General features: G+C 54.6%; 16 protein-coding genes and 4 pseudogenes. 7 read left to right on the top strand and 13 right to left on the bottom strand.

What is annotated here, in order from left to right:
• Positions 1-48 precede the first annotated feature (48 nt).
• On the bottom strand, positions 49-1,419 hold the full coding sequence (locus tag KTE_RS27425) for a sugar ABC transporter substrate-binding protein (RefSeq protein ID WP_201386610.1): 1,371 nt from the start codon (positions 1,417-1,419) through the stop codon (positions 49-51).
• Positions 1,420-1,848: 429 nt separating this feature from the next.
• Here KTE_RS27425 and KTE_RS47870 point away from each other — a divergent pair.
• A pseudogene (locus KTE_RS47870) lies at positions 1,849-3,482 on the top strand (AAA family ATPase); the annotation flags it as partial.
• 15 nt (positions 3,483-3,497) lie between these two features.
• On the opposite strand, the gene KTE_RS27415 reads toward KTE_RS47870, so the two are convergent.
• Positions 3,498-4,286, bottom strand: coding sequence for a GntR family transcriptional regulator (locus KTE_RS27415; RefSeq protein ID WP_201386608.1), 789 nt, complete (start codon positions 4,284-4,286; stop codon positions 3,498-3,500).
• 119 nt (positions 4,287-4,405) lie between these two features.
• Between KTE_RS27415 and KTE_RS27410 the strand changes: the two genes are divergently transcribed.
• Complete coding sequence (locus tag KTE_RS27410) at positions 4,406-4,780, top strand: ROK family protein (RefSeq protein ID WP_201386606.1); 375 nt, start codon at positions 4,406-4,408, stop codon at positions 4,778-4,780.
• A 24-nt stretch (positions 4,781-4,804) separates the two neighbouring features.
• Here the strand turns inward: KTE_RS27410 and KTE_RS27405 are convergent, their stop codons facing one another.
• Positions 4,805-6,040, bottom strand: a complete 1,236-nt coding sequence (locus tag KTE_RS27405; protein WP_201372470.1) for an IS110 family transposase — start codon at positions 6,038-6,040, stop codon at positions 4,805-4,807.
• Between the two features lie 256 nt (positions 6,041-6,296).
• On the opposite strand from KTE_RS27405, the pseudogene KTE_RS27400 reads away from it, so the two are divergent.
• From KTE_RS27400 to KTE_RS27390, 3 genes and pseudogenes are all read left to right on the top strand, one after another.
• Positions 6,297-6,911 (top strand): annotated as a pseudogene (locus KTE_RS27400) (ROK family protein); the annotation flags it as partial.
• A gap of 94 nt (positions 6,912-7,005) precedes the next feature.
• Positions 7,006-8,763: a class I mannose-6-phosphate isomerase gene (locus tag KTE_RS27395; RefSeq protein WP_201386602.1), complete on the top strand. Its 1,758-nt coding sequence runs from the start codon at positions 7,006-7,008 to the stop codon at positions 8,761-8,763.
• Between the two features lie 19 nt (positions 8,764-8,782).
• Complete coding sequence (locus KTE_RS27390; protein ID WP_201386601.1) at positions 8,783-10,234, top strand: amylo-alpha-1,6-glucosidase; 1,452 nt, start codon at positions 8,783-8,785, stop codon at positions 10,232-10,234.
• A gap of 476 nt (positions 10,235-10,710) precedes the next feature.
• On the opposite strand, the pseudogene KTE_RS27385 reads toward KTE_RS27390, so the two are convergent.
• Positions 10,711-12,966, bottom strand: a pseudogene (locus KTE_RS27385) (PAS domain-containing protein); the annotation flags it as partial.
• 606 nt (positions 12,967-13,572) lie between these two features.
• Positions 13,573-14,469, bottom strand: coding sequence for a LysR family transcriptional regulator (locus KTE_RS27380; RefSeq protein WP_201386599.1), 897 nt, complete (start codon positions 14,467-14,469; stop codon positions 13,573-13,575).
• A gap of 261 nt (positions 14,470-14,730) precedes the next feature.
• Here KTE_RS27380 and KTE_RS27375 point away from each other — a divergent pair, with 261 nt between their 5' ends.
• Positions 14,731-17,049 carry an FUSC family protein gene (locus KTE_RS27375; RefSeq protein ID WP_236600701.1) on the top strand — a complete coding sequence of 773 codons (2,319 nt, stop codon included), beginning with the start codon at positions 14,731-14,733 and terminating at the stop codon, positions 17,047-17,049.
• Here the strand turns inward: KTE_RS27375 and KTE_RS27370 are convergent.
• The 7 genes and pseudogenes from KTE_RS27370 to KTE_RS27340 all read right to left on the bottom strand — a co-directional run.
• A complete protein-coding gene (locus KTE_RS27370; protein ID WP_201386597.1) occupies positions 17,046-18,353 on the bottom strand; it encodes an RNA-guided endonuclease TnpB family protein in 1,308 nt (435 codons plus the stop codon). The genes KTE_RS27375 and KTE_RS27370 overlap by 4 nt on opposite strands.
• A gap of 300 nt (positions 18,354-18,653) precedes the next feature.
• Positions 18,654-19,532 carry an ABC transporter substrate-binding protein gene (locus tag KTE_RS27365; RefSeq protein ID WP_201386595.1) on the bottom strand — a complete coding sequence of 293 codons (879 nt, stop codon included), beginning with the start codon at positions 19,530-19,532 and terminating at the stop codon, positions 18,654-18,656.
• A 132-nt stretch (positions 19,533-19,664) separates the two neighbouring features.
• Complete coding sequence (locus tag KTE_RS27360) at positions 19,665-20,423, bottom strand: SDR family NAD(P)-dependent oxidoreductase (RefSeq protein ID WP_201386593.1); 759 nt, start codon at positions 20,421-20,423, stop codon at positions 19,665-19,667.
• Positions 20,420-20,830, bottom strand: coding sequence for a hypothetical protein (locus tag KTE_RS27355; protein ID WP_201386591.1), 411 nt, complete (start codon positions 20,828-20,830; stop codon positions 20,420-20,422). The genes KTE_RS27360 and KTE_RS27355 overlap by 4 nt, the downstream gene beginning before the upstream one ends.
• A gap of 818 nt (positions 20,831-21,648) precedes the next feature.
• Positions 21,649-22,437, bottom strand: a complete 789-nt coding sequence (locus tag KTE_RS27350) for an SDR family NAD(P)-dependent oxidoreductase (RefSeq protein WP_201386589.1) — start codon at positions 22,435-22,437, stop codon at positions 21,649-21,651.
• Between the two features lie 218 nt (positions 22,438-22,655).
• Positions 22,656-23,321: a nitroreductase gene (locus KTE_RS27345; RefSeq protein WP_201386588.1), complete on the bottom strand. Its 666-nt coding sequence runs from the start codon at positions 23,319-23,321 to the stop codon at positions 22,656-22,658.
• Between the two features lie 19 nt (positions 23,322-23,340).
• A pseudogene (locus tag KTE_RS27340) lies at positions 23,341-23,523 on the bottom strand (NmrA family transcriptional regulator); the annotation flags it as partial.
• A 343-nt stretch (positions 23,524-23,866) separates the two neighbouring features.
• On the opposite strand from KTE_RS27340, the gene KTE_RS27335 reads away from it, so the two are divergent.
• Positions 23,867-25,378, top strand: coding sequence for a PLP-dependent aminotransferase family protein (locus tag KTE_RS27335; protein WP_201386586.1), 1,512 nt, complete (start codon positions 23,867-23,869; stop codon positions 25,376-25,378).
• Here the strand turns inward: KTE_RS27335 and KTE_RS27330 are convergent.
• Entirely contained in the window at positions 25,351-25,764 is a 414-nt protein-coding gene (locus tag KTE_RS27330) for a hypothetical protein (protein WP_201386585.1), read from the bottom strand. The two genes, KTE_RS27335 and KTE_RS27330, sit on opposite strands and share 28 nt — an antisense overlap.
• Positions 25,765-26,150 lie beyond the last annotated feature (386 nt).

Below are 26,150 nucleotides of genomic sequence, written 5' to 3'. Positions count from 1 at the left end.
GGTCTCCATATGGTACTCCCTTTTCTCATGAAGGGCGACAAAAGTGTATTACTGGCCGGATTTGGCCTCTGTGATACGCTGATTAGCCATGTTGGCAACCTTATTGAGTGTCTGCTGCACATCTGCACCTTGTAGCCATACGGGTTCCAACTCTTTCAGAATATCTGTGGTTAATCCAGGAGTGCTATCCTCAGCCTGAAATTGTGCATACCCAACGTTGCGCGTATCAATGAAGTACCGAGCGTGCTCAGGAATATTTCCGCTGGTGGCAATCTGGTCAATACCCTGGATTGAGGGCATTGAGCCGCCCGCGCCCTGGATTCTAAATTTTTGTCCCGCAGTAGAGACATACGATGTGAGAAATTGGAAGGCCGCATCGGGGTACTTCGTCTTGCTGTTCACAGCCATAGACGTCACTGGCACTCCGGCGGGTTCAAGGCGCTTTCCCGTGTTTGGTGGGAGAGGCACAATGTCATACTGAAGATTACTTGCCTGCCTGAAGGCAGGGAGGTAATATCTCCCCGCGCTTACAAACGCTGCCTGGTTGCTGATAAAAGCAAAATCAGCTCCCTGGCCTTTAGGAAGAACTCCAGCATAGACAATCTTTTTTGCACGTATATTATTTGCCAGCCACGTGAAGGCTTCGATGGACCTGGGTTCCTGATTGGCGACGAACTTGCCACGACCGTTGTTGTCGTATACCATGCCTCCATTGGTCGTCACCCAACTCCAGAGCATAAGCGTCGCATTGGTGAGAATATAGCCGGTTTTGCCTTTCGCAGCCACTTTGTCGAGCATTGATGAGAAGGTCTCTCGGTTCCATTTCCCCTGTTCATACAGGTCGGCTGGCATTTGAGTTATTCCCGCTTCTTGCAAAACTGTCTTGTTATACCAGATGACATACGGATTACAATCCACCGGGACGCCATAGATCTTTCCGTCGGGCGTTCTGGAAACTCCCCACAGTTTATCAATGTAGTCACTTGCCTTCTCCTGACTCTTGGGTCCATTTAAGAGCGGAGTCAGATCGGCAATCACCTGGTCCTGGATGTATTGAGTCATTGATGAATTAGGGACATAGAACACATCTGGTGCCACTCCGCCAGTGAGTTGCGTCAGGATCTTGGCCCCATAATCAATGTCGGTTGTGGGAATCGGCTTGAATTGCGCAGTAATGTCAGGATGGCTGGCATTAAACTGGTTTGTATAGTCAAAAAATAACTTTAAGCGCGCGGCATCTCCCCAGGTCGACCAACTGATGTTGGCCTTGCCGCCTGCGTTTCCACCGCTTCCGCATGCTTGCAGAACCGCCTCTACCCCACCGAGGGTTATGCCCAGCGCGAGCGCCCGGCCGATAAAATTGCGGCGATCGATCTTCCCCGCCAGGAAATCTTTGACAAGCCCATGTTCCTTCTCCATTGAGAACACTCCTTCATCACATAAATAAGCGAGGCGTTGACGACGTAGTCCCAATATAACGTTATAACGTTATTTCTAACTCGTTATAACGAGATAATAATATATCTTTACGGAATTGTCAAGAAATAAAATACGCAACTTCGCCAGCGCACTGTTGACCTGGTGAAACAAAACAGGGAAGATGGGTAACCAATTTTGCTTCTGATCATGGAGATTTTCTTTAGTTTGATTGTCGCTGTGGCGCAAGGTTACAGAGAACGTGGCGAGAAAGCCCTGGTCATTGATGCCAGAGATGAGTCGCCACATCCGCTCTCGTGCGCGAATAGAACAGCGTATTTTTCTAAAATAGAACTTGTGTTCTTCCGCTCGTTCTGGTAGAATAGGCATATCAGCACGATTCATCGGTGGGAATGGAGAGAAGGAGCCGACATGCCTGGACAACGCCAGAGACAGCAGAAGCCAAAACATCCCAAGGAGAAGCGACCGGCAACGCCTACCTTTCTGCTCGAGCTGCCCCTCGTCGTCGACCCAGGACAAGCCACTCGCTTGCGCGCTCACCTGGAAGCCGCTCGCCAACTCTACAACGCCATCCTCTCCCAGGGACAAAAACGCCTGCGCCGCATGCGAGCTGACGCTGCCTGGCAAGCGGCTCGCGATCTTCCTCGCACGCAGAAGACCCAACGAGCAGTCGCTTTCTCCGCCTTGCGCAAGCAGTACGGGTTCACCGAGGCGGCGTTGCATGAAGCCGTCAAAGGCTTGCGCGTGGGATGGATTGCCGAACACATCGATGCCGTGCTCGCCCAAACCCTGGCGACCCGTGCCTACCGCGCCCTCAACCGCGTCTGCCTGGGCCAGGCCAAACGCGTGCGCTTCAAGAGCCGAGGGCGTGGTTTCTCCAGCATCGAGAACAAGCGCAATGATACCGGCCTGCGCTTTGTCCTGCAGCCACCCGAGAAGGGAAACGCAGGGTTCCTGCTCTGGAACGGAGATCAGCTTCTTGCCTTCATCGATTGGAAGGACGAGGTGGCGACCCATGGGCTCAGGCACCGCATCAAGTACGCCCGCCTCGTCCAACGCCCCACCAGCAGTCCCAAAGCGGCCAGAGCCGATGCAGAGGGCTATCGCTACGTGGTGCAACTGGCCCTGGAGGGCAAGCCTCACCATAAGCCCAAACACAAGGTGGGGCAAGGGATCGTTGGGGCGACCTGGGTCCCTCGACCCTGGCTCTCGTTCCCCAGGAAGGGGAGGCGCGTCTGGAGGTGTTCTGTGCGGAACTGGCTCCCGAGACCCGTGCCATTCGCCGTTTGCAACGGCAGATGGATCGGCAGCGGCGAGCAGGCAATCCGGAGAACTACGACGAGAAGGGGCGCATCAAAAAGCAAGGTCACAGGAAGCTGCGGTGGAAGCAGAGCAAACGCTACCAGGCGACCCGACGACGCAAGGCGACCAAAGAACGGAAGCTGGCGGCGCACCGCAAGAGCCTGCATGGGCGCAAGGTGCACGAGGTGCTTGCGCTGGGCAGCACCATCATCATCGAAAAGGTCTCCTACAAGGCATGGCAGAGGCAATTCGGCAAGAGTGTGGGACTGAGAGCACCAGGGATGTTTGTGGAATTGTTGAGACGCACCGTTGCAAGCACGGGCGGCATCCTGGTTGAAGTCCCCACGCGTACAACAGCGCTGAGCCAATGGTGCCATGGCTGTGGCAGACGGGTCAAGAAGCCCCTCTCCCAGCGCTGGCATCAGTGCGAATGCGGTATCGGCCCCGTGCAGCGCGATCTCTATTCCGCCTTTCTGGCCGCTTATCTCGATCCAGCACATCCCATTCCCTCGTGTGCCCGATACCAGCCGTATTGGGAAGGTGCGGAGGCGCGCCTGTGGGCAGCACACGAGTGTACCACACAACGTGCGAGAGAGGGGCAGGCGCTGCCCCGAAGCTTGGGTATGACTCGAGCCAGAGCGCGTCTGCCCGAAAGTCCAGGGGAACCACCACTAGAGCCTGCTCTTCTCCTTTGGCGTGAAGAACGGGAAGCGTGGGCCGAACTTCTGGAACCCCCGTTGCTTTCGCACGGGGAGCTCTCAGCATTCGTCCTGGTCGGGGGTAAACTCGACTTCGACGCGCGCTCGATCCCCCCGATGGAAGGTCCGCGAATACTCAAAGGCACGACCATCGGCAAGGTAGCCAATGCTATCGAGCAGAAGCAAGGGACTTCCCAGCGCAATTTCGAGTAAGCGCGCTTCCCATTGCCCGGCGGCAACAGCCTCCAGGCTGCGCACTCCCCGCGCGATCTCCAGATTATAACGCGTGCGCAATACATGATATAGTGAAGTCGAAGCAAGGTCCACAGTATCCAGATCTGGGCAGAGCACTTTGGGGATGTATGTGGTCGAGACAAGAAGTCTCTCATCCTCTACCGAGCGCACACGCGCTAGCACCTGTACCTCTTCGCCAGGTAATAGGCCCAACATTGAGGCAACCTCTTTTGATGCTGGCTGTGGTTCCTGGCGCACGACTGTTGTTGTCAACTCTACACCCTGACGCCTGAGATCTTCGTAAATACCAAAAGCATGATGCACAAAGCGTTCTGGTAGCTTGGGTTTGGCAACAAAGGTCCCTTTGCCCTGGATTGTAAACAACTTCCCCTCATGCGTGAGTTCGCTGATCGCTCTGCGAACCGTAATACGGCTGACGCTAAATGTGCTCTCCAGCTCGGTTTCCGAAGGGATGAGCATACCCGGAGTCCAGGTTCCGTTAGTGATCTGGTTGGAGATACTTTCCTTAACCTGATAATACTTCGGGACAGGGACGGCCTGTCGTCGTGTATCCCTCTCCTGCATATTCGTCTCATTCACGACACCTTTTTTCATAAATCCCTTATTCCCTCCTGCCAATAAGTGTTGACAGCGCTCTTTGCGATATGGTATCGTCTTGTTATAACGAGTTGGTTATATCGTTATTATGATCAATCCGATGGTGTTTGTCAAGCATGAATAACACAAAACACAGCGTGTCCCTAACAGCCGCATTGGGACCGTTGACAAAAACGTCGGCTGTCCTGGCCTTCGATCTTGGTGGCACGCGGATTAAAGCCGGGATTGTGCGCGGAGCTGAGGTCTCCTCTGTCCATGTTGAAGCCCTCCCCCCACAAAGAGATGCAGCCAGTGTGCTCAATACTCTGGTTAGTTTAGGAAAACACGTACTACAGAGGCAGACAGTTCACGCAGTTGGTATTAGTTTGAAGGGTATTGTTGATCCCCAACGGGGTACGATTCTGGATGTAAACGAGTCCTTATCTGATCTTATCGGCTTCCCCATCGCGCAAACCCTGGCGGAAACCTTCCACCTACCAACCTTCCTATGAAAATCAGAATCCTAACCCGACTCGCTAAGCAACCTCCTTGGGAACGAGCGTCACCGTGTAGCCGAGAGCCTCAAGTTGCCGGACAGAACGTTGTGTCAGCCGCGTGCTATCTCGTTGCTCGAAATAGTCTGCCCCCAGATCGCGGTAAGGTTGCTTGGTAGAGAGCACGTGATAGATGATCACCAGAAGGCTGTGGGAAACCGCCACGACCGCCTTCTTCTTCCCCAGACGACGCGCCAAGCGGTGGTACTGGGCGGAAAGATAGTTATCTTTCATGTGCGAGAGCACCCAGACCACTTCTGCCAGAATGGCCCGTAACGTGGCATTGCCTTGGGTCGTCTTGCCGCTGAGCCGTTTGCCCCCACTTTGCTTGTTGCCTGGGCACACCCCAGCCCACGACGCGAGATGCTTGGCAGAAGGGAACCGCGTCATATCATCGCCAATTTCGCCTACAATAGTAGCGGCGGCCAGGGCCTGAATGCCGGGAATACTCATGAGCAGTGTCATGGCTTCCTCAAAAGGGCAGAGGTGTTGCTCGATCTCCTGTTGCAGCTGCTCCAAGGTCTCTTCCAGAAAGATGATATGAGCCAGAATATGTTTGAGTAAGAGTCGATGATGGGCCTGGACACGACCATCTAAAGCCTGCTGTAATTGAGGAAGCTGCTTTCGCAATTTCCCACGCGCTAGCTCGGCGAGGGTTTCGGCATCAGTGGTCCCTTCAATCAATGCAGAGAGCATATCCCGCCCACTTTTGCCCAACACATCGGTTGCTACCGAGGACAGCTTGATATTGGCGGTTTCCAACACTTTTTGCACACGATTGACCTCTCGCGCACGCTCCTGAACCAAATTCTTGCGGTATCTGGTGAGATCGCGCAGTTCACGAATAGGGGCCGGAGGAATGAAACTGGCTTTGAGCAGCCCATGGCGCAACAAATCGGCGAGCCATTCGCTATCTTTAATATCGGTCTTGCGACCGGGAATGGCTTTCATATGCTGAGCATTGACCAGGATGACGCTGCGGCCCTCTTCCAACAAGTTAAACACCGGTCTCCAGTAAATTCCGGTCGATTCCATGGCGATCACTGTGACGGCCAGGCTCTCCAACCAATCAGAAAGCGCCAACAAACCAGCCGTCATGGTAGAGAAGGTCCGGATATGGCGCTGAACTTCTCCATTGGCCAGGGTGATCAAAATACAGGCTACTACCGTCTTTTTATGCACATCTAAGCCGCAACAGCGCTCATGGACGACTTGCATACCAACTCCTACCTCTCTCAATATGCGTTCTTCGTCTTCGTTGAGACCAACGAGAGGTGCGAAGTAAGACACAAATTTCCTACGCGTGCTCAGTTCTTTCAATCTGGCGACAATCAGCTCTGCTGGACGCACCCGGATCAGCTTCGTAGACGGGTTGATGCACACCACTGTGAGCCGACCTCTACACGTTGGCCTCCTGGGTATTCTATCCCATTTTCATCATTTTCTCTGACTCAGAGAGTCATCATGCTTCGTAGAGAATGATGCCCGTTTGTATACGGTGGGTGAGATGGTCTATGGCGCGGGCAGACAGGTCGAGAATCTGCTCTGTTTAACGCTTGGCACCGGAATTGGTTGCGGGGTCGCACTTCAACGCCGGGTAGTGCGGGGCGCGCGTGGGCTCTTCGGATCAATGGGCGGCCATATCACCGTGCAGGTTGATGGGCCACGCTGTACCTGTGGCAACATTGGCTGCCTTGAAGCATTTATCGGGACCGCACCTCTGATGCGCAAGGCTGTAACGCTCTATGCCGGAAGTGGTATCACTCCCCCCGAAATGACCCCTCAAGGCATCTTTGCGGCCGCCCTGGCTGGTGACAAGATTGCGGATGAAGTTGCTACCTACTTCGCGCATTATCTCAGTGTCGGGATTGTCTCATTAATCCATGCATACGATCCAGACCTCGTCGTGCTCGGTGGAGGGATTTCCGGCTCTTCTCAGCAGTTCCTGCCCAGTGCCCAGCAATACGTAGACGAGCACACATGGACCTTTCCTCGTGGTCGCACACAGATTAAGATAGCAGAACTCGGGGATACCGCCGCATTGGTTGGCGTCTCTGCGCTCGCGAGCGGCCTGAAAGTCTTGCTATGAAACGTTGGGGTCGAAGAGCGAACATTGCCACCACTCGATAGTGAAACAGTGCTCTGGATTGTTAGGGCATATACATAAAGGAAGTACCGGTGTAATGGAAGAATCATCTGCTACGTCAAAGTATCGTACACACCCTATTCATCGTTTCCCCTGGCTCAGCATTAAAGAAGGACATCTGGCACTCGCGCGCAAGCTCTTCAACGCTGCCAAGGGCTTGACTGGTCCAAAGGTAGTGGTCATTGATGGTTATGTTGGCTTGCCCTGGGACAGTTTCATAGCGCGACTACGAGTCGCACTGCAAGAGGTAGCGCAAGAGAGAGCGATACGCTGGCTCTCAACCGAAACTTGCTTCCGCTCCGCAAGCGAGATCCAGCACTTATTAGCGACATCGCTCACTGATGATCCTGTCTTCGGGCGCGTCTTTCACGGTGATCTACGAGACCTCTGGCAGGCGGAACGCTTGGAGCAACTTCAGCGCATCGTTGAAGAGGTGCATAATGACACGATCATCGTTATTTACGGCTTTGGGGCATCGCTTATCACTGACCACGGATGGCATATATATGTTGATGTGCCCAAGGACCGGGGGCAGCAGTTAGCGGGGCAAAAGGCAATTACGAACGTGGGTGCGTGCGAGCCAGAAGGCTTTGCTGCAATGTACAAACGCTTCTACTTTGTAGACTGGCCCATGCTCAATCGCATCAAACGCGCGCAACTGGCAAGAATGGACCTCTTTGTAGATGGTAGCGACCACACCGCGCCGAAACTTGTACACGGCGACGACATCCGACTCGCCCTGCATGAACTGGCTCGAAGACCGTTTCGTGTCAAGCCTTGGTTCGCCCCTGGTGTCTGGGGAGGACAGTGGATGAAGGAACAGTTCGGATTACCAACCGAAGCTCCCAACTATGCCTGGTCCTTTGAGCTGATAGCCCCTGAGAACGGCCTGTTGTTGGGGAATAGGGAATACTTCTTTGAATGTGCCTTCGACTACTTGCTATGGGCCGAGACGGACGCAGTGCTTGGCATCCCGGTCGCCGCGCGCTACGGCAGCTATTTCCCTATTCGCTTCGACTACCTGGATACGATGGGTGGAACAAACCTCTCCTGTCAGGTCCATCCCCGCGTCGACTATATCCGTGACCAGTTTGGCGAGCCTTTTACCCAGGATGAAACCTATTATATTGTGACCTGTGAGGAAGACGCACAGGTGTATCTGGGCTTGCGTGAGGACACGGATTATGGTGCATTCAAGGCGGATGCGCTGGCCGCACGCGATCAAGGCCAGTCATTCGAGATTACGGATTATGTGAATAGCTTTCCCAGTAAGCCGCATGATCTTTTCCTCATACCCAGTGGGACCATCCATTGTAGCGGCGCAAACAACCTGGTGCTAGAGATTAGCGCGACTCCCTATATCTTCACATTCAAGGTCTACGACTATCTGCGGCGCGACCTCTCTGGCAATCTGCGCCACGTTCATCTCGATCATGCGTTCGCCAACCTTGATCCGACACGCACGACCAACTGGGTGCGCCAGAACCTCATTCCCCAACCGGAATTGCTGAGAGATGGCCCTGGCTGGGCTGAATATAGTATTGGGGATATCGGACACCTCTTCTTCGCCATACATCGCCTCGAATTCACTACCGCTATCGATGATGAGACGCATGGAAAGTTTGTGGCGCTTAATCTCGTTGAGGGAACCCGTTGTGAGATCCATAGTCCCGGCAATGAGCCAGTAAAATTGCACTTCGCCGAAAGCATTATTCTTCCCGCAAGCATAAGCCATTATACCCTGCGTAATACTGGAAATGCACCGTGTAAGGTTGTCAAAGCCTTTGTGAAATAGAGACGAAGGATTGTATAAAATGAATGATCATTATAAAACTCCTAAGCCATCTAATAGCGGTCTTCCTCAATCAAGAGAGCAAAAATTGCTTGAAATGCTGAAGGTAGCTGATCATGCGCTTAAGCATAATCTCTATGTAACTACTCTTAATGAGAAAACATATAGGAGAACCGTTCCTTCCAAAGAGTTCTATGTGCATCAATGGAATTGGGACAGTGCAGCAGTAGCAATGGGGCTTGTCCATCTCAATCCTGAACGTGCTTATGATGAACTTCGTGCGCTAGTTTCAGGCAAATGGGATAATGGCTTAATCGCGCATATAACGTACAATCCCGGGGAAACACGATACTATCCGCAAGCAGGGAAATGGCATACAGAACAATTCCGAAGAGGCGAAATTGTTACATCAGGTATTACCCAACCACCTCTCCTGAGTATTGCAGTTGATTACGTGTATAAACATTCTCCAGATGGAGCAGCAGGGGATTTTTTAGATGAAGTGCTTCCTGCCGTGATGAAGTATCATGATTACCTAAAAAGATACCGTGATCCAGAAGATGGTGGATTACTCACTATCGTACATCCCTGGGAAAGTGGTACTGACAATTCTCCTCGCTGGGATAGCTCTTATACGCATATAAACCTCACCGATGTTCCCCAAGCCGTAAGAGAAGATGTAGATGCCAATCGAACTGATGACAAATTAGGAAAAGCATCGCATCGGCCAACACAAGAAGATTACTACCGCTTTATGGGTCTTGTGGCTCTTTTTGCTAAGCTAGGCTGGGATTACGAGAAAATTGTTGCTCAATCGCCATTTGCGGTTAAAGATATACTGTTTTCATCTCTTTGGGCCAGAGCAAATGAAGCATTAGCGGACACGCTTACTCGTGTTGGGAGGACTGATGAAGCAGCAAAATACCATAAATGGGCACAGCAAACACAAGAGGCTTTAGCCCATACTTGGGATGAAGAACACCAACAATATTGTGACATTGATGTTGCGCAGGGAAGGCGTGAACCAATCATTGAGCCAACAAATGCCATGTTTCTGCCGCTCCTGGCAGGCGCAGTAACAGATGAGCAACTCCCGAAGGTACTTACACGACTTTCTGATCCCGAGCAATTCTGGCCTGCATATCCTGTACCAAGTACCGCACTCAATAGCCCTAAATTTGAACTGACACGTTATTGGAGAGGTCCTACATGGCCGATTACAAATCTTTTGATAATCGAGGGCCTGATGAGATATGCCCCACAAAGCGCTCAAGCTCGACAAATGGGAGAAGAGCTCGTGGATAGAACACTGGATATGATCGCAAAAAATGGATTTTACGAATATTATGATCCAACGAAGGGGGAAGCACGACCTGGGCGAGAAGATGATGCCAGGCAATTCGGATTTGCAACCTTTAGCTGGCCTGCCGCCATTTTCATTCAGCTTGCTGAACAATATAGAAAAGCACGTTAAGTTATGCATGCGTATCGAGATGATTAACCAGTTTAGGATCGTTGCTTCTACGGGAGCGTGATCAAGGGCGGCGAGAAACCGTGAGAGGGTCGAGCGATGGGGCAAGTGATTCCGAGCAAACAACAGGCTTATCCTGAGTGCGATGTGCTGCACGTGACCCAAAGTGGCGTAGAAGTCATGTGGACTTCCTGTGAGGGCCAAGTGCAACAACTGAATCTATTCGAGGGTGGATAAGCACATTTGATTGGCCGATCTGCGCGAACGCGCTTGATCGACGCGTCAAAAGTCATGACCCAAGCCAGGTAGGATGCAAAAGAGAGACGCCGTGATGCGCAGCAAAGCCGCCGGATTCAGGCAGGGCGTTCAACGCCGAGTGGGTCCGCAAGAATCTGGTTTGTGAAGGCGGCGGCAGCCGTGCCGAAACAGCTTCCGCCATCATCGTCTCAGTTGACACGCACGCCACACGCGTCAACTGCTCAGGCATCCCTCATGAGAGGAAGGGTCACCGTAAAGGTCGAACCTTTCCCAACGGCGCTGTCCACCGTGATGGTTCCCCCCTGATGTTTGACGATCTCGGCCACAATATAGAGTCCCATGCCCAGGCCCGGAATCGCTTTCCGCTTGGGATCAGTGACCCGATAGAACCGCTCAAAAATTTTGTCACGCTGCTCTCGCGGGATGCCCAGGCCATGATCGGTCACCCGGATCGTGACCGCATCGTCGGAGGCAGAGAGATCTATCTCAACTGCCTCGGCATCGGGTGAATACTTGATGGCATTACTGAGCAGGTTGGTGAAGACCTGTCCCAGCCGGTCTCGATCCCCGATCAGGCTGGTCTGCACGCTCCCACGGACCAGGATGGTATGGCTGGGATGGAGGTGGTGGATGGTGGCGGTGACCTCCCGCAACAACTCGTCGAGATCCACCCGCTCCCGCCGATACTCGAGGCTCCCTGCCTGCATCCTGGAGACATCCAGTAACTCTGCGATCAGGCGTTCCAGTTGCTTGACAGGCCCCTCCACCCGGGCAAGCGCGGTGGCCGCCTCGGGTTGGGAGTGCTTTTCGAGTCGTTTGCGCACCAGGTGGATCTGCAGCTTGACCGCAGTGAGTGGGGTCTTCAGTTCATGGTTGGCCATGCTAATAAAGTCATCCTTGCGCTGCTCCAGTTCCTTGCGCGCCGAATTATCCAGCAGAAAGACGACCATCTGGCGCGGCTGCTCCTGGAAGATAACGCCTCCCACCAATACGGGCAGACGACTGCCATCTTGACATACCAGTTCGGTCTCAAAGGGCGCGTGCTGCCCGCGTGCGGTGAGCTCCTGGATCGAGCGCTCGAAAAGCGGCGCTTGTTCTGGGGAAGTGATCTTCACCCGGTTCAACGTTCTGCTCTGCACCTCTTCTCGGGTATAACCGGTCATGCGAAGAAACGCCTCATTGGCGTCAGCGAGCACTTCTCCTTCCATCTCGACAGAAGTAATCCCGATAATATTGGATTCGATCAGGGCGCGGATACGCTCCTGACTCTGGCGTAAGGCTTCCTCTGTTCGTTTCTGGTTCTCAATATCGGTGGCGGTGCCAAACCACTTGACGATTTGGCCTCCTTCATCACGTACCGGTATCCCGCGAGTTAAGAACCAGCGATACTCGCCCGTTTGTCCATCCTTGAGGCGATATTCGATCTCATAGGGTTCACCCGTTGCGAGCGCATGATGCCAGATCTTCAGGGTGCGCTGAGAATCGTCAGGGTGTAAAAACTGGCTCCATCTATGACCCAATGCTTGTGCGGGGGAGGAACCACTATAGTCATACCACCGTTGATTCCAGTACTCAACCCAGCCATCTGGTGACGTAGTCCACACCAACTGTGGCACCGTTTCAGCCAGCACACGCAAGTTCTCCCGGCTTTCTTTGAGCTGCTGCTCCGCTCGTTTCTGGTCTTCGATATCGGTGCTGGTGCCAAACCACTTGACGATGTGACCGCCTTCATCGCGCATCGGCATGGCGCGCGTTAAGAACCAGCGATACTCTCCATTCTGGCCATTTCTGAGACGCTCTTCGTGCTCATACATGGTTCCCGTGTCCAGGGCATGCTGCCAGAGAGCCTGGTTGCCTGCACGATCATCAGGGTGGATGAACTTAAGATGAGCCCAGCGGTCGCTTTGGACGTGCTCAGGCGTCAACCCGGTGTAGTCACGCCAGCGCTGATTCCAGTACTCATGCAGGCCGTCGGATCGTGTCACCCATACCTGCTGCGGCACCGTTTCGGCCAGCACGCGCAAGCTCTCCCGGCTTTCTTTGAGCTGCTGCTCCGCTCGTTTCTGCTTCTCAATGTCGGTGCAGGTACCAATCCACTTGACAATCTGACCTGCCTCATCGTGCACCGGCATGGCGCGCGTTAAGAACCAGCGATACTCTCCATTCTGACCATTTCTGAGACGCTCTTCGCGCTCATACATGGTTCCCGTGTCCAGGGCATGCTGCCATTGGGCTCGGGTGCCTTCCTGATCATCAGGGTGGATGAACTGGAGATGGTCCCATCTCTGTCTCTGTTCAGGCGCGAACCCGGTGTAGTCACGCCAGCGCTGGTTCGTGTACTCATGCAAGCCGTCTGGTTGGGCTGTCCACATGAGTTGTGGTACTGTCTCGGCAAGGAGACGAAAGTTCTCCTCGCTGGCTTTGAGTTGCTGCTCAGCTCGCTTCTGCGCAGCAATATGCTTGATGAGCGCCTTCCAGAATGGAAGAGTGAGATGCCTGACCATGCAGTAGCTATCCCTTTCATATGGTCCCATCCCTGGAAGGAAGTTGCTTCCCTGCTCTGATATCGCGAAACAGAATTGAGAGATGTGAGAAGACGCGAACACCCTTCCTCGCAAACACAGGCAGTTCATTTGACTATCTACTGGAGGTATTGAGTTGAAAACCTCATCGCTGACCTTTGCAGGAAGCATACTCTAGAAAGAGAGTCCCTTCAAGAGTCATTTTTGCAAATTTCATGGTATCATTTGCTGGGGACTTCCTTTTCAAGCATGGCAAAAAGACGACACGCACTTCAAAACACAGCAGATCTTGCCCTCAATCGCACCTTCACGATGCCATTGCATCGCCAGTTGTATGATCGACTGCGTCATGCCATCCTCAGTTAAATCCCGCTATGTTCTCAGTTCTGATAGAAACCTCGTTTCGAGGTTTTTCTACGTGAAGCTCTCAAGCAACTTCTCACGCTCATCTCTCTCAGAGAGAAATAGAAGAGCGCTCATCGTCGCCAGCACATCTCCAACCAGGAGGCCCAGCCTATAAGTAGAGGAGGGAGACGGAGTATGCTGTATGGAAGACACGCATCATACCAGGGAGAGGCGAGCAAAATAATCGATGACAAACTGGCGGAATTGCTGTGCAGCCATCGAGAGGCGACGATCGGTCAGCCAGGAGAGTCCGATCGTACGCTGACACTTCGGCTCTGAAATCGGTATTTGTATGACGGCTGGATCGACTGTTCCGCGCCAGGAAATCGCCGCCCCAAAAGCGATTCCTTGCTCCGCTCTGATCAATCCTCTGATTGTGGATGGGTCGTCACTTTCAAAAACTATCCTGGGACGAAAGCCAGCCTGCTGGCAGAAACTATCGGTCAGCTCGCGCCAGCTGTGCCCTGGCTTCATGCTGATAAAGGCTTCTTGGGCAGCCTCCTGCAGACGAATTTGGGAGCGCCGGGCCAACGGGTGAATCGAGGGAAAAGCAAGCCAAATATCCTCGGTCAGCAGGGAAATGCTGGTGATACCCGGCTGTTGGAGTGGAGGAGAGGAGATACACAGATCACACGTTCCCCTGGCAAGTTGCTGCACCAGACTGGTGACGGTATTGTGATGCCCCGAGAGCAGAAAATAAACTCCCGGGTGATCTTTGCGAAAGGCGCTGAGCAGGTCTGGAAGCAGGTGGGTTGCCGCATCCATCGCTAGCCCAACCTGCCCTTGCCTGCCATTCGCGAGATCGCTGAGGTCACACCTGCCCTGCTCAAGTTCCTCGAAGATACGCTCAACGCGCTGGACATAAGCCCGACCGAAGTGATTCAGGTGAATGTTTCGTCCCAGACGATCAAATAAAGGCACGCCCAACTCGTCCTCCAGGCGAGCAATGGTCTGGCTGAGAGGGGGTTGGGCAATCCCCAACTCATCCGCTGCGCGGGTCATGTGCTCCAATCGTGCAACTGTCAGGAAATATTTGAGCTGCAAGAGTTCCACCGTTTCTCTCCTTTTTTATACCATTCAACATATTATATAGATATTATACTATATATTGGACGGTATTAAAACGCGATGGTATAGTTTTCTCAAGAGAAACAAACGATGCATTGTGAAGGGAACATGTTTAATCTCGTGCTCCTGGTTCTATTGAAAGAGGCATATGAATAAATACTATTGCATGACTCCGCTTGTGATTTATGACGGCCTGTGTGATCTCAAGCCTGCGGAGCTGTAACCTATAAAGTGCGCCTGAAAGTGATGATAAATCCTATGCTCTTCTCCTTCTTACAGCCATCCATTGATCGTGCACGGAACGCAACCCATGTACATATGCGCACCATGATCACCCTTGATACCGCTGCCTGGCAGAACGGCGTGCGCATGGCTATTATCAGCGTGGCACCCATTCTCATTGGCGTGCTCACTGCTCATCTCGCGTTGAGCGTTATGGCCTTCCTTGGCGCGCTCGGCGTCGCTTTCGCGGATGTGGGTGGGGAGTATCAGAACCGTGCCCTATCCATGTTCAGTGCAACTGTCTTCATGACCGTTACGGTCCTGGTTGCAACGATCACGGGAGCTAATCCCTGGCTGGTGACGCTCCTCATGTTCGCCTGGGCCTTTTTCGGGAGCATGGCCGGTCTCTATGGCCATCTGGCGGGTAAAGTCGGCTTCTCCACCAATTTGGTCTTCATTCTCGTTATGGGCCAGCCCGCGAGCATAGAAGTAGCCTGGATGCGCATGCTCGCCGTCATCATTGGCGCTGCCTGGTCTTTGGCAATCTCTCTCTGGCTCTGGCCTTTCCGTCCCTTTCGCCCCGCACGCCAGGCGGTGAGCGGATACTATCAGGCGGTGAGTGCTCTGTTACGTAAGGCCTGCCATATAGAACTGGAGCAGCATTGGAATGAGGAGGTCAAGCAGGAACGGGCACGCTTGCAGAGGGCCCACGATAAGGCTCACCAGATCGTTGCGGGCCAGCGCTCTCAACGCTCGGACGCTCATCCTTTCCATTCCCTCCTGTTGATGCTCGTCCTCCAGGCCGATTCTCTCATGGAAGCCGTGATTGCCCTCGTCGAAGAGCTGGCGGTGGCGCGCACGCAGAACTATCATCAAGACGAGCAGTCAGCATTTGTAATGGAAGAGTGTGCGGCGCTCCTTGAACAACTGGCGTACGCTATCGCAGGCAAGAAACAGGGTCTCCGGCTAGAAACCCTGGAGCACTCTCTGTATGCCATCGAAACGCAGGAGTATGTCCTGCGCGCTTCACTTCCACAACTGAAGAAAGAGTATTACACGCTCGCCAACACGCGCATGCTGAAGATCCAACCCGAGCACCAGCACTCATTAATCCATGACTGGCTCTCATTACGTCTCGTCAACACGCGCAATCTGGCAAATCTGCTCAAACGTATGAGCGAGCTTACCCGCGAGACGCGCGATCTTCTCACGCAATCGGACGGCCAGGAGATCTTGCAGGAAATGCTTCAGGCCGAGGCAACAAGCAAAGGCAAATTCTCCTGGAAGGCGCTCTATGCCGTTGTGCGGGAACGTGTCTCGCTCTTCAAAGACAACCTGACACTGCGCTCGTTTACCTTACGTCATGCCCTGCGCCTGGCGACTATCTCAGCCGTTGCAGTGGCAATCGCCAAACTGCTGCACATCCCCGATGGTAGTTGGATCGCTTTGAACATCCTCTTTATCCTGAGGCCTGATTATGGCGCGACGCGCGAGCAAACAGTTCAAAGGATTCTAGGAACCATCATTGGCGCAATCCTGGGGATGCTGCTGATAACCGTCCTGCACATAAATTTTCTCATTTTTCCAGTGATGATCGTCATATCTTTCTTCTGCTTTGCGTACCAGGAGAAAAATAATACCCTCTTCATTCTGTTTTTCACGACCTTCATTATCATAATGCTCGACTTGATTATGCCGGGAAACGGGCTGGTGCCCTTCATCCGCATCGCCACAACTCTGGCTGGTGGCAGTATGGGCATCCTGGCTGGCTATCTCTTCTGGCCTCTGTGGGAGCGTGAGCGTCTTCCCCAGCAAATGGGACGCACCATCCTGGCCAACCGGGCATACATTGCTAGCGTTCTCGCGGCCTATATAGCTGACGGCGACAAGAAGGCCGAACTGGAAACAGTGCGACGGGCAAGCAAAGACGCGCACGTGCAGAACGTGAACGCGGCGGCGGCTTTCCAGCGCCTGCTGAACGAACAAAGGGCCAGTGAGAATGAAATTGAGCGCTTCCACATACTCGTCACGTATAACCAGCGTATCTGCGATAATGTCACCGCGCTCGCGGCTCACATTCCGACCCGGCCCGAGCATGATGAGTTTCATCAACTCGAACGTTTTAGCCAACAGATAAAGTGGATGCTGAGTGACGTAGAGAAAGCAGCCCGTACCGGGCAACGCATTGGCGTCAATCCTCCATTCAAGGGAATGCTGCGCGATGTGCTAGCCTCACTCCAATATCTGCTTGCTACTTATCCGGCAAACATAGCCGAACAACAGGAGGGAGAGGGAGAGATGGCGCGACGCGCATATAGCATGAGTCAGAGACCCTACGGCTAAAGCCGAGGGCTTGTGTCTGAACTCCACCGCAACTCCGCATACCTTTGCAGGCGTGCTGCTTTGGCTTCATCGTCCGACACATCAGGGCGTACTGACAAGACGCCCGTTCCTATCCAGTCTTGCCGGATAAGAAGCGTTCTCATGGCAATATTCCTCGCGCCAACCAGATCGGCATGGAGCGTGTACTGACAATTCTGACAGACAAAGAGCAAACCCTTGTGAGGACGATTCTCCTTGCAGGTATGCCCACATCTGGGGCAAGCCTGAGAGGTATAATTGGCATCCACCTTGATCGCCATACTCTTGTTGAGGAGCGCTTTATAGGCAATCATGCTATGCAACTCAGCAAAGGACCATTTAGAGAAGGTGCGATTGGCCTTTCGCTGCTTGGTACTGGCTTTTTTGCCTTTCCGTCGTGTGGTCCGCTCACGAATGTCTGTCAGATGCTCCAGTCCAATCAAGCTTTCCTGGTACGCTTGAATGATCCGCTTACTCACGACATGATTGGTATTCTGCTTCAACCGTCTCTCTCGTCCACTGAGGGCAATCAATCTTCTGATTGCAGAACGAGTGCCTTTCTTTTGCAGACGCTTTCTCAGTCGTGCGTAGTGGTGGGATTTGGCTACCGTAGAGATGTCAGCATGGAAGGTACAATCGCCTTGCATCGTCGCCGTGACGGCAAGGTAGCGCATTCCCACATCGACACCGATGACTTGCTTATGGGTTTCGGGGATTGGATCAGGCGTCTCCACTTCAAGCGAGACAAGCAGGTAAAACTGCTTTTTGGGTTTATCATACCAGAGTTTGGATGCGCCAATCTCTGCTCCACGCTGGATCAAAGCCACATGCTTATCATAGCCCGTATAGGGCACAACGAGACGCCCCTCAAGCGTCAAGACACTCACGCGCTGCTCTTTTTTGAACGTATAGTCCTTCTTATACTGGTAGGTCAGCGTGGGGGAGATGAACGTAGGAGCCTTATCCAGCCCTTTGTACCGCTTCTTGGTCTTGCCTGCTTTCCGGGCCTGGGCATTACTCTTCACCTTTGTCCAGAGCGCTTTATAGATGGCCCCAACTTGGCGAGGGACGGAGCAGGCCATTTGGGAGGGGAGATGAAAACGAAGGCGGATCTCATCATAGGTTCCCTCTTGCAAGCGAACAGCATTGCTCATCTTCCCATGTTCAAAGGCATACTGGCTGACAGAGTTGAGTGCATCACGATAGGTCAGTTGCGTCGCGCGTAGTGCCTTGAATTGCTCGGGGGTGGTATTCAATTTGAGCTTTGCTGTTATTGCTGTTTTCATACTGCATAGTCTATCATATTTTCAACTGTCTGTACAGAGAGAAAGAGTAGATGAAAAGAGGTTTACAGCGTATTCCACCCAGGCCATCTCCAAAGGAACGCCGCATTCCTCCCCATGCCTAAAAGGGCAGCGGCATCCTGCGGCGTTTTCGGTGAATAGTGAGTGGCCTTCCCTTAGAAAGAAGGCAGATCGTTGAGGGAGTGCGTGGAGCAGGAGGCCGACCCAGCGGCCGCAGGCGTCTCTGCGTGGACGGTCTTGAGGTACTGCGTGCGCTTCGGCAGCGCCGGCGTCGCCGGGCTCCTAGAGTGTGGAAGTTGCGGTGCGGTAGAACTCGGCTGCGGTGACGGTGGCGGGGACGCCGAGTTCGGCGGCGACCGTGGTGATCGCGGTGGCGCCAACGGTGAGGTCGGCTTGGCCGTCGGTGGTGAAATATGGTGCGATGAACGTCTCGTAGTGGGCTCGGGCTTCGTCTGCGGTGTGTCGGCCGAGGAACGTCTGGATGTGCCGCACCGTGGTGTCGGGTTCGTTGTGGATCACCTGCAAGGCGCGCCGGTGGGCTCGTACGGCGGCCTGGACCGCGGGGTCGTCCGGGTGGATGTAGGTGGGGTCGACGGCCACGCCTACGGTGGGGATCTGGAAGTAGTCGCCGACCCAGGCCAGCACCTGCCAGCCGTGCTCGGCGGCTATCGCCTCTGGTGCCATGGTGCTGCCAACCAGGGCGGCGTCGATCCTGCCGTCGTGCAGCCAGCGCAGGTCCATGCCGTAGTCGCCGGGCGGGCGGACGATGGTGTGGATGTCGTGGTCCGGGTCGAGGCCGACCTGGCGCAGCACGATCCGGGCGAAGCACCCGGGTGCGGTGTGGGGGGCATGTGCCGCCAGCCGTCGGCCGGCCAGGTCGGCCAGGGAGGTCAGGCCGGGGCGGGCGAGGAACCAGAACAGCGGGCGGTGGGTGTTGACATTAAGTGCGACCCAGGGGATGCCATTGGTCAGTCGGGACAGCAGTGCCCGGCCGAGCCCGATGGTGGCGCTGTGGCGCAGCCGCTCCTCGTCCCAGGAGCAACCGTCGCGCAACGCGACGTGGACGCCCTCGTCGGCGTAGTAGCCCTGCTGGTCGGCGATGTAGGCGACCAGTTCCTCGTGCAGGCCCCGCCCGACGTAGGCGAGATCGATCGTGTACATGAACGTTTTTCCTTTCTCGTGTCACCGCCATGCGCCCGCGCGGGCCGCGGGCCCGGAGGCTCGCGGCCCATGGTGCTGAGGTGACGGTGTGCCGGATGCGATCCGGCCCCATGTGCGGAGGACAACAGGGCGTTAGTACATGGACATCCCGCCGTTGACCGCGGCCGTGGTGCCGGTCATGAAGGCGTTGTCCTCGCTGGCGTAGAAGGCGACCACTTGGGCGACGTCGCCCGGGTGTGCCAGGCGGCCCAGGGGGGTAGCAGCCACCTGCCGCTGCTTGTGTTCCTCGTCGAACACATCCGCCGCCATGCGGGTGTCCTCCACCGGGCCGGGCTCGACGACGTTGACCGTGATGCCCCGCGGGCCCAGTTCCTGGGCGAGGTACCGGGCGAACTGCGCCAGTGCGGCCTTGGCCGTGCCCAGTGCGATCATGCCCTCTCGGGGCTGGCGGCTGAGACCGGTACCGAGATAGATGATGCGTCCCCAGCTCTGTTCGGTCATGGCGGGCAGGACGGCTTTGGTGACCGCGAACGCGGCACGCATCTCGTCGTCGAGCTTGTCGCCCAGTTCTTCCCACGTCATGTCCTGGAACGGCTTGATCACATACGGGGTGAGTGCGTTGTGCACGAGCACGTCGATGCCGCCCCATGCCGCCTGGACCTGCTTGATCATGCTCTCGACCGCCGCTGCCTCGCGCACGTCGGCCTGCACGGCCATAGCCTGGCCGCCCGCGGCTTTGATGCTGGCCACGACCTCCTCGGCTGCCGTGCCGTTGCGGAGGTAGTTGACCACCACGCGCATCCCTCGCGCAGCCAGAAGGCGCGCGATGGCCGCACCGATTCCGCTGCTGGCCCCTGTCACCAATGCCACCCTGCCTGTTGTCCCAGTCACGGGCCCACCTCCTGCTCATCATCGCGGGCCGTCGGCATGACCACCCGGAGTTGTTCATCGTCGATGCCGGGATGTGCTGAGCGGATCGCCCCGTAAGGCACGGTGTCGACGGTCGCCCGCAGCAGATCGGTCGCGGCCCAGTCGAGTTCGCCCGGCAACTGCGAGGTGAGCAGCCGCTCCAACGCGCCGCAGATGATCTCACGCAGTAGTTCAGGCGGCGCCGGCAGCAGTCCAATACATCTCACTTTAGGCTCCATTCTTTTGATAAAGGGTGAGGCAAAGAGGATCAAGCAAATCGACAAAATCGAGAAAGCTTTCATCAGGCTCAAAGGGTTGGGGAGGAGGCTGAGCTCGCTTCTTCGCTTGGTACTTGTTGGGCGCTGGCTTGACCTCAATGAAGTTGACATATCATATTTTTTTCTGTAAGTCAATAGTTTGTGATATTCAAGTTGAAAAGCTTATATCTGTAAATCCCAGTATTCTGATATTGGAAATACAACAATTATAAGGAGATTTGAAACATGCCACGCAGATAAATAGCATTCGTCTTCAATTGCTGAGGCAGGTTCAGGCAGAGGAAACGTGGGGATTTGTGACAAAAGAACGCTGTCAGTTGGCAGGCTTGCCAAAGGAGCATTGCTTTGATGCTGTGTGATTGCCACACGAGGTACAATGCCCACTTTTCAGACAACGGTCGTCCTCAAGAAGCGATGCGTCGCCGATGGAGATTATCAGCAAACCCAAGGACGTACAAAAAGCATTGACAGAAGGAGATAAGAAGAGATAGAGTACGCAAAGTAAGAAAAAACGCGTGTGGGCAGAGAGGAAGAGAGACCATGCTGGAGAAAACGTGCGCAAAGATGTGGTGAAAGGCGAGCCAATGAGAGCCGGGAGATGGAAAGCTATCAAGCCAATTCCGAAGTTTGAGAAGATGAAGAGGATGAGTGTACGATCTGCATGGATTATGAGGCAACAACCCATGCCAAGTATCTCATCCTCGACATGCCAATCACTAGAGATCTACTCCCGGCTTTCACTGGCAGACGCTCAACCCTCATACAATCAAGCTTTAGAGCGCTTCCCTATTCAGTAGCTTAATGTCCCACCAGGCCGAAAAAAGACACATCTCCGCAATGTGGCCCTCAGCTGCTCCTACTAAGGCAGTCACCGGAAGCATGCGGGCCACCCGCAGAGCATTGTCGTGTGCTCTCTCGATCCGCAAGAGCTACCCAATTCCCTCCACCATAGCTCGGCCTTGTGGATTGGCAGCGCTCCATTCCGTCGCAATCAAGCGACGTCCGGTGAGCTCTCGCGAAGCGTCGGAGGCGAGAAACACAGCCGGAGCCTGCATGATCTCCGGCTGGAGCAAGCGCGCCTGAACATTCGCTGGCGTCGAAGCTGGGACCATCCCGGTATTGGTCGCGCCACCCGGCAGCAGAATATTGACACGAATACGCGCCTCGATCAGCTCCTGTGCCCAGATGGCCGAGGCAGACTCAAGCGCAGCCTTCGATGGTCCATAGGGAGAAAAACCGCGCCGTTTCATCCCTTCATAGTCCATACTGATGTTAATGATGCTCCCCTCGCGCTGCTGCTCCAGCAGACGTGTCACAACTGCACGTGCCATATAGAATGGTCCATTGACATTCGTGTCTATAATCATATGCCAGGCCGCAGGCTCTGCTTCCCAAAAGTGAGTGGGCTCCATCAGAAAAGAAGCATTGACATACTTCATGCCTCGACCGGCGTTATTGACCAGGATATCGACGTGCCCAAACCGTTGGATGGTCTGGTCCACTACCTGTTCACATGCCTCTGGATTCGTCACATCGGCGAGCAGTGCCAACACACGTTCAGACCCATCCTGCTTCGCGAGTTGATCGAGTTCGGCCTGTTCACGCGCAGCCGTTACGGTCACTGATGCTCCTTCTTGTAAGTATGCCTCCGCGATAGCGCGTCCTATCCCTCGTCCCGCTCCGGTCACGATCGCGACCTTTCCATCAAGCTTTCCCATTTCGGTTGCTCCTTTTTGTCTCTCTCATACAAACGGTCAGCACGTTTCAGCCACAAGCCGGCAAAAAACGACCGACGCAAGAACATCTTATTACGTCGGATATGGTGCCATTTTTGCGTCATAGAAAGCTAAAGTTTACATCATGCTCATTTGCAGATAGGTAAACAGCTCTTGTCACCGGCATACAACGTTCACCATGATTGGTAGAGCAACGGCTTCTAACCCTCGACGAACCTGACCGTCTCGTCAAGCGATGCCCGGCCCAGACGGGCGTGACTCACTGTGACGTCCTCGAACCCGATCGACATGCCGCAGAAGAGGATGAGCTCGTCCGGGGGTGATAGGATCTCCGCGACGGTCTTGTGATACTTCGCCCACGCCATCTGCGTACAACTGTGCAACCCTTCGGCGCGGAGCAGCAGCATGACGGTCTGCAGATACATGCCGACGTCGGCCCATTGGGGCGAGGCCATGTCGCGGTCGATGTAGCAGAACAGGGCGGCGGGCGCGCCGAAACAGTCCCAGTTCGCGGCAGCGGCCCTCTGGCGCGCCTCCCAATCCTCGCCCGAGATACCGAGTGCGCTGTAGCGCTGCTTGCCGAAGGCGGATCGGCGCTCGTGGTATGGGGACTTCAGTGCGGGCGGGTACATCTCGTACTCCTGCTCGTCCCAGGGGTCGCCTGCGGCCACGCGCTCGCCGGCGCGATTCTTGAGCTCGGCCAGCGGAGCGCCGGTCAGCACGTAGGCGTGCCACGGCTGGAGGTTCGATCCGGACGGCGCCCAAGCCGCGGCGGACAGCACGCGCTCCAGCACCTCCTTCGGGATAGGCCGGTCGATGAATCCGCGCACTGCCCGTCGACTCGTGACCGCCTCATAGACGTCCAAGATCTCCTACCTTCCTAAAAGGCGCGTTCGCCACGTCGACGACCACCTGAGCGCCAACAAGCGCTTGAGCTAACCCCTCACCAGTGATGGTGTTGACGCCTGTGCTAGGTAACGCCGCCACGACCTGATGGGCAAGTTCCCGAAGCGTGTTCACAAGCTTTTTTCCGATGAGTCCACTGCCGCCAATAACCACAATCTTCATACTGAACCTCCTCCTTCTTAGCCCGTAAGTCGGGCTTGTGATATCGAAACATATATTCTGATGCGCGTTGGAAAGCCTTGGAGAAGCATTCTATGGAATTTCCATAGAATATCATCAACACCTCTGTTACCAATCAAAGGCTCGCCAGTTGGATGTGCATATCCTTGCAGAATACACATGCATTGATGTGTACTCACATTCTCAGCAATCTCTACCCATAAGAAGCCTTGCAGTCAGAACGTGTGCTGACCTTTGCAGGAAGCATAATCTAGAAAGAGAGCCTCTTCAAGAGTCATTTTTGCAAATTTCATGGTATCATTTGCTGGAGGCTTCCTTTTCAAGCATGGCAAAAAGACGACACGCACTTCACAACCTAGCAGATCTTGCCCTCAATCGCACCTTCACGATGCCATTGCATCGCCAGTTGTATGATCGACTGCGTCATGCCATCCTCAGTGGTCAATTGCATCCAGGTCAAGTCCTCCCATCAACACGGGCTCTGGCAAGCGAATTAGGGATTTCTCTTAATACCGTGAACCATGCCTATGAACAACTCTGTGCTGAAGGCTATATCGAAAGAAGGGTCGGGCAGGGGACCAGGGTGGCGTGCGACCTTCCTGAGACCTTTTCTCTTCCCAAAGGGGTTCCACAGAGAAACATCGCTCCCGACGAAAGCACACACGCCCCTCTCTTCTTGTCTCACCTGGGAGAGGATTTAACGCGCCAGGCACCTGTGTCCTCTATCCAGACCTATCTTCGACCGACTCCCCCACGGGCTTTTCGCACAGGCGCCCCGGACCTACGTGCCTTTCCCTTTCACCAGTGGAACCAGGTCGCGGCTCACTGCGCACGATCTCTGCTGAGAAACATGGCCACGTATCAGGAGATCGCGGGCTATTACCCGCTCCGTGAAGCGATCGCCATCCATGCGAGCATCACACGAGGCGTGCATTGCCAGGCCGAGCAGGTCATTATTGTGCCAGGAGCGCAGACCGCTTTAGATCTGGCAGCACGCCTCCTCCTGAACCCAGGTGATCTTGCCTGGATGGAAAATCCGGGCTATCTAGGAGCACAACGCGCTCTCCTCAACGCGGGCGCGCAACTGGCTCCTATCCCTGTGACATCGCAAGGGATCAATGTTGAAATTGGGCAAAAGCGCTACCCACAAGCTCGCCTGGCCTACGTCACTCCATCGCATCAATTTCCTTCGGGTATTACCATGCATCTGTCGCAACGCGTTGCCCTCCTGCAATGGGCCAAGCAAGCCAATGCCTGGATTCTCGAAGATGATTATGACAGCGATTATCGCTTCAGTGGTCGACCACTTGATGCCTTACAGGGGCTTGATCTCGCCCAGCGCGTCATCTACATTGGTACGTTCAGCAAAGTGCTTTTTCCAGCACTTCGCATTGGCTATCTGATCGTCCCTCCCCAACTCGTTCCTCCTTTCCTCGCCCTGTGTAGTTCTACCCATATTCATGTGCCGATTCTTGATCAATTGACCCTGGAAGCCTGGATGACCAAAGGGTATTTGCTGCGTCATATCCGCCGTATGCGCGACCTCTATGCGGCCAGAAGAGCGCTCCTCATCGAGTCGTTGCAGCAGGAACTTGGGGGAAGCATAGACGTGCAGCCTCCTCAAGCCGGTTTACATCTTATGGGGTGGCTTCCGCCGACTCTTGACGATCAGCAGATTACACAACAAGCAGCACGCTGCGGGCTCGAGATCATTCCCCTGTCAGCGTTAACGCTCGGTTCACCTCAACGAGGAGGTCTTGTTCTTGGCTATGGAGCTGTCAATGAGCAGGAGATTCAGGCTGGCGTTCGTCAACTGGTGAGCGTTTTTCCCTCATAGTTCGAAACCTTTTCAGGGGAAAAGGAGCAACCACCGATGGAATCGTTCGTCCATCCTTCCACAAAGCTGTGCTGCTCGAAGAGCGTACGAAACACTTCCAGACAGGGACGGTCGACGCTCGCCAAGAAACGAGCACGATGGGGACGCTCAGCACGCCCAAACAGGGCCATGAAGGCTGATTTAAAGGACGCTAAGCGCTCAAAGAAATCAACTAAGGTTCGTTCCCCGCTGATAGCATAGCCGAGCAACAAGGCCAGAAAATCAAGAGGCTCGTAGTTACCAAAGCGACCTCTCACGAATCGAACTTGATGGGTGAAGGCTACAAGCAATCCTTTCGATGTGAGGTGCTGGGACAGGATAACCACTTCGGCAAACCACGCTGGCACTGAGGGACGATCTACGGAAGAGGTTTGAACCTTTATGCTCGGATTCGGTATCATACCTAATGAGAGTGGGGTTGTTTCTCTCTCATTAGTGGCCTGGCGTGCTCACCCGTCTGTTTCTGGCTCCGGCCAATGAAGCGGATGGGGAGATTGCTCCCCTTCTGCTTGGATGCTTCATTTGGATTCCCGTGAGAAGATGCTCACTGCTTTTTTTAGTATGTCATCCCCTCAACGTTGGGGCGGCTCCCCTGCTCTGGCGTGACTGGGGCCGCAGGCAGCATCGGCGGGCATGTATACTGCTTTTGCACGGTCAACGGGTTAACGTGCATCTGGAACAGCCCCTCCAGGTTCAACCAGAAACGCCCGTGCCCCTCGTCTCCCGTGCACAG

Origin of the sequence: Ktedonobacter sp. SOSP1-85, from assembly GCF_016587415.1 — a bacterium.
In the GTDB taxonomy this organism is placed as follows: domain Bacteria; phylum Chloroflexota; class Ktedonobacteria; order Ktedonobacterales; family Ktedonobacteraceae; genus Ktedonobacter.
This window is presented reverse-complemented; position numbering and strand designations above follow the sequence as displayed.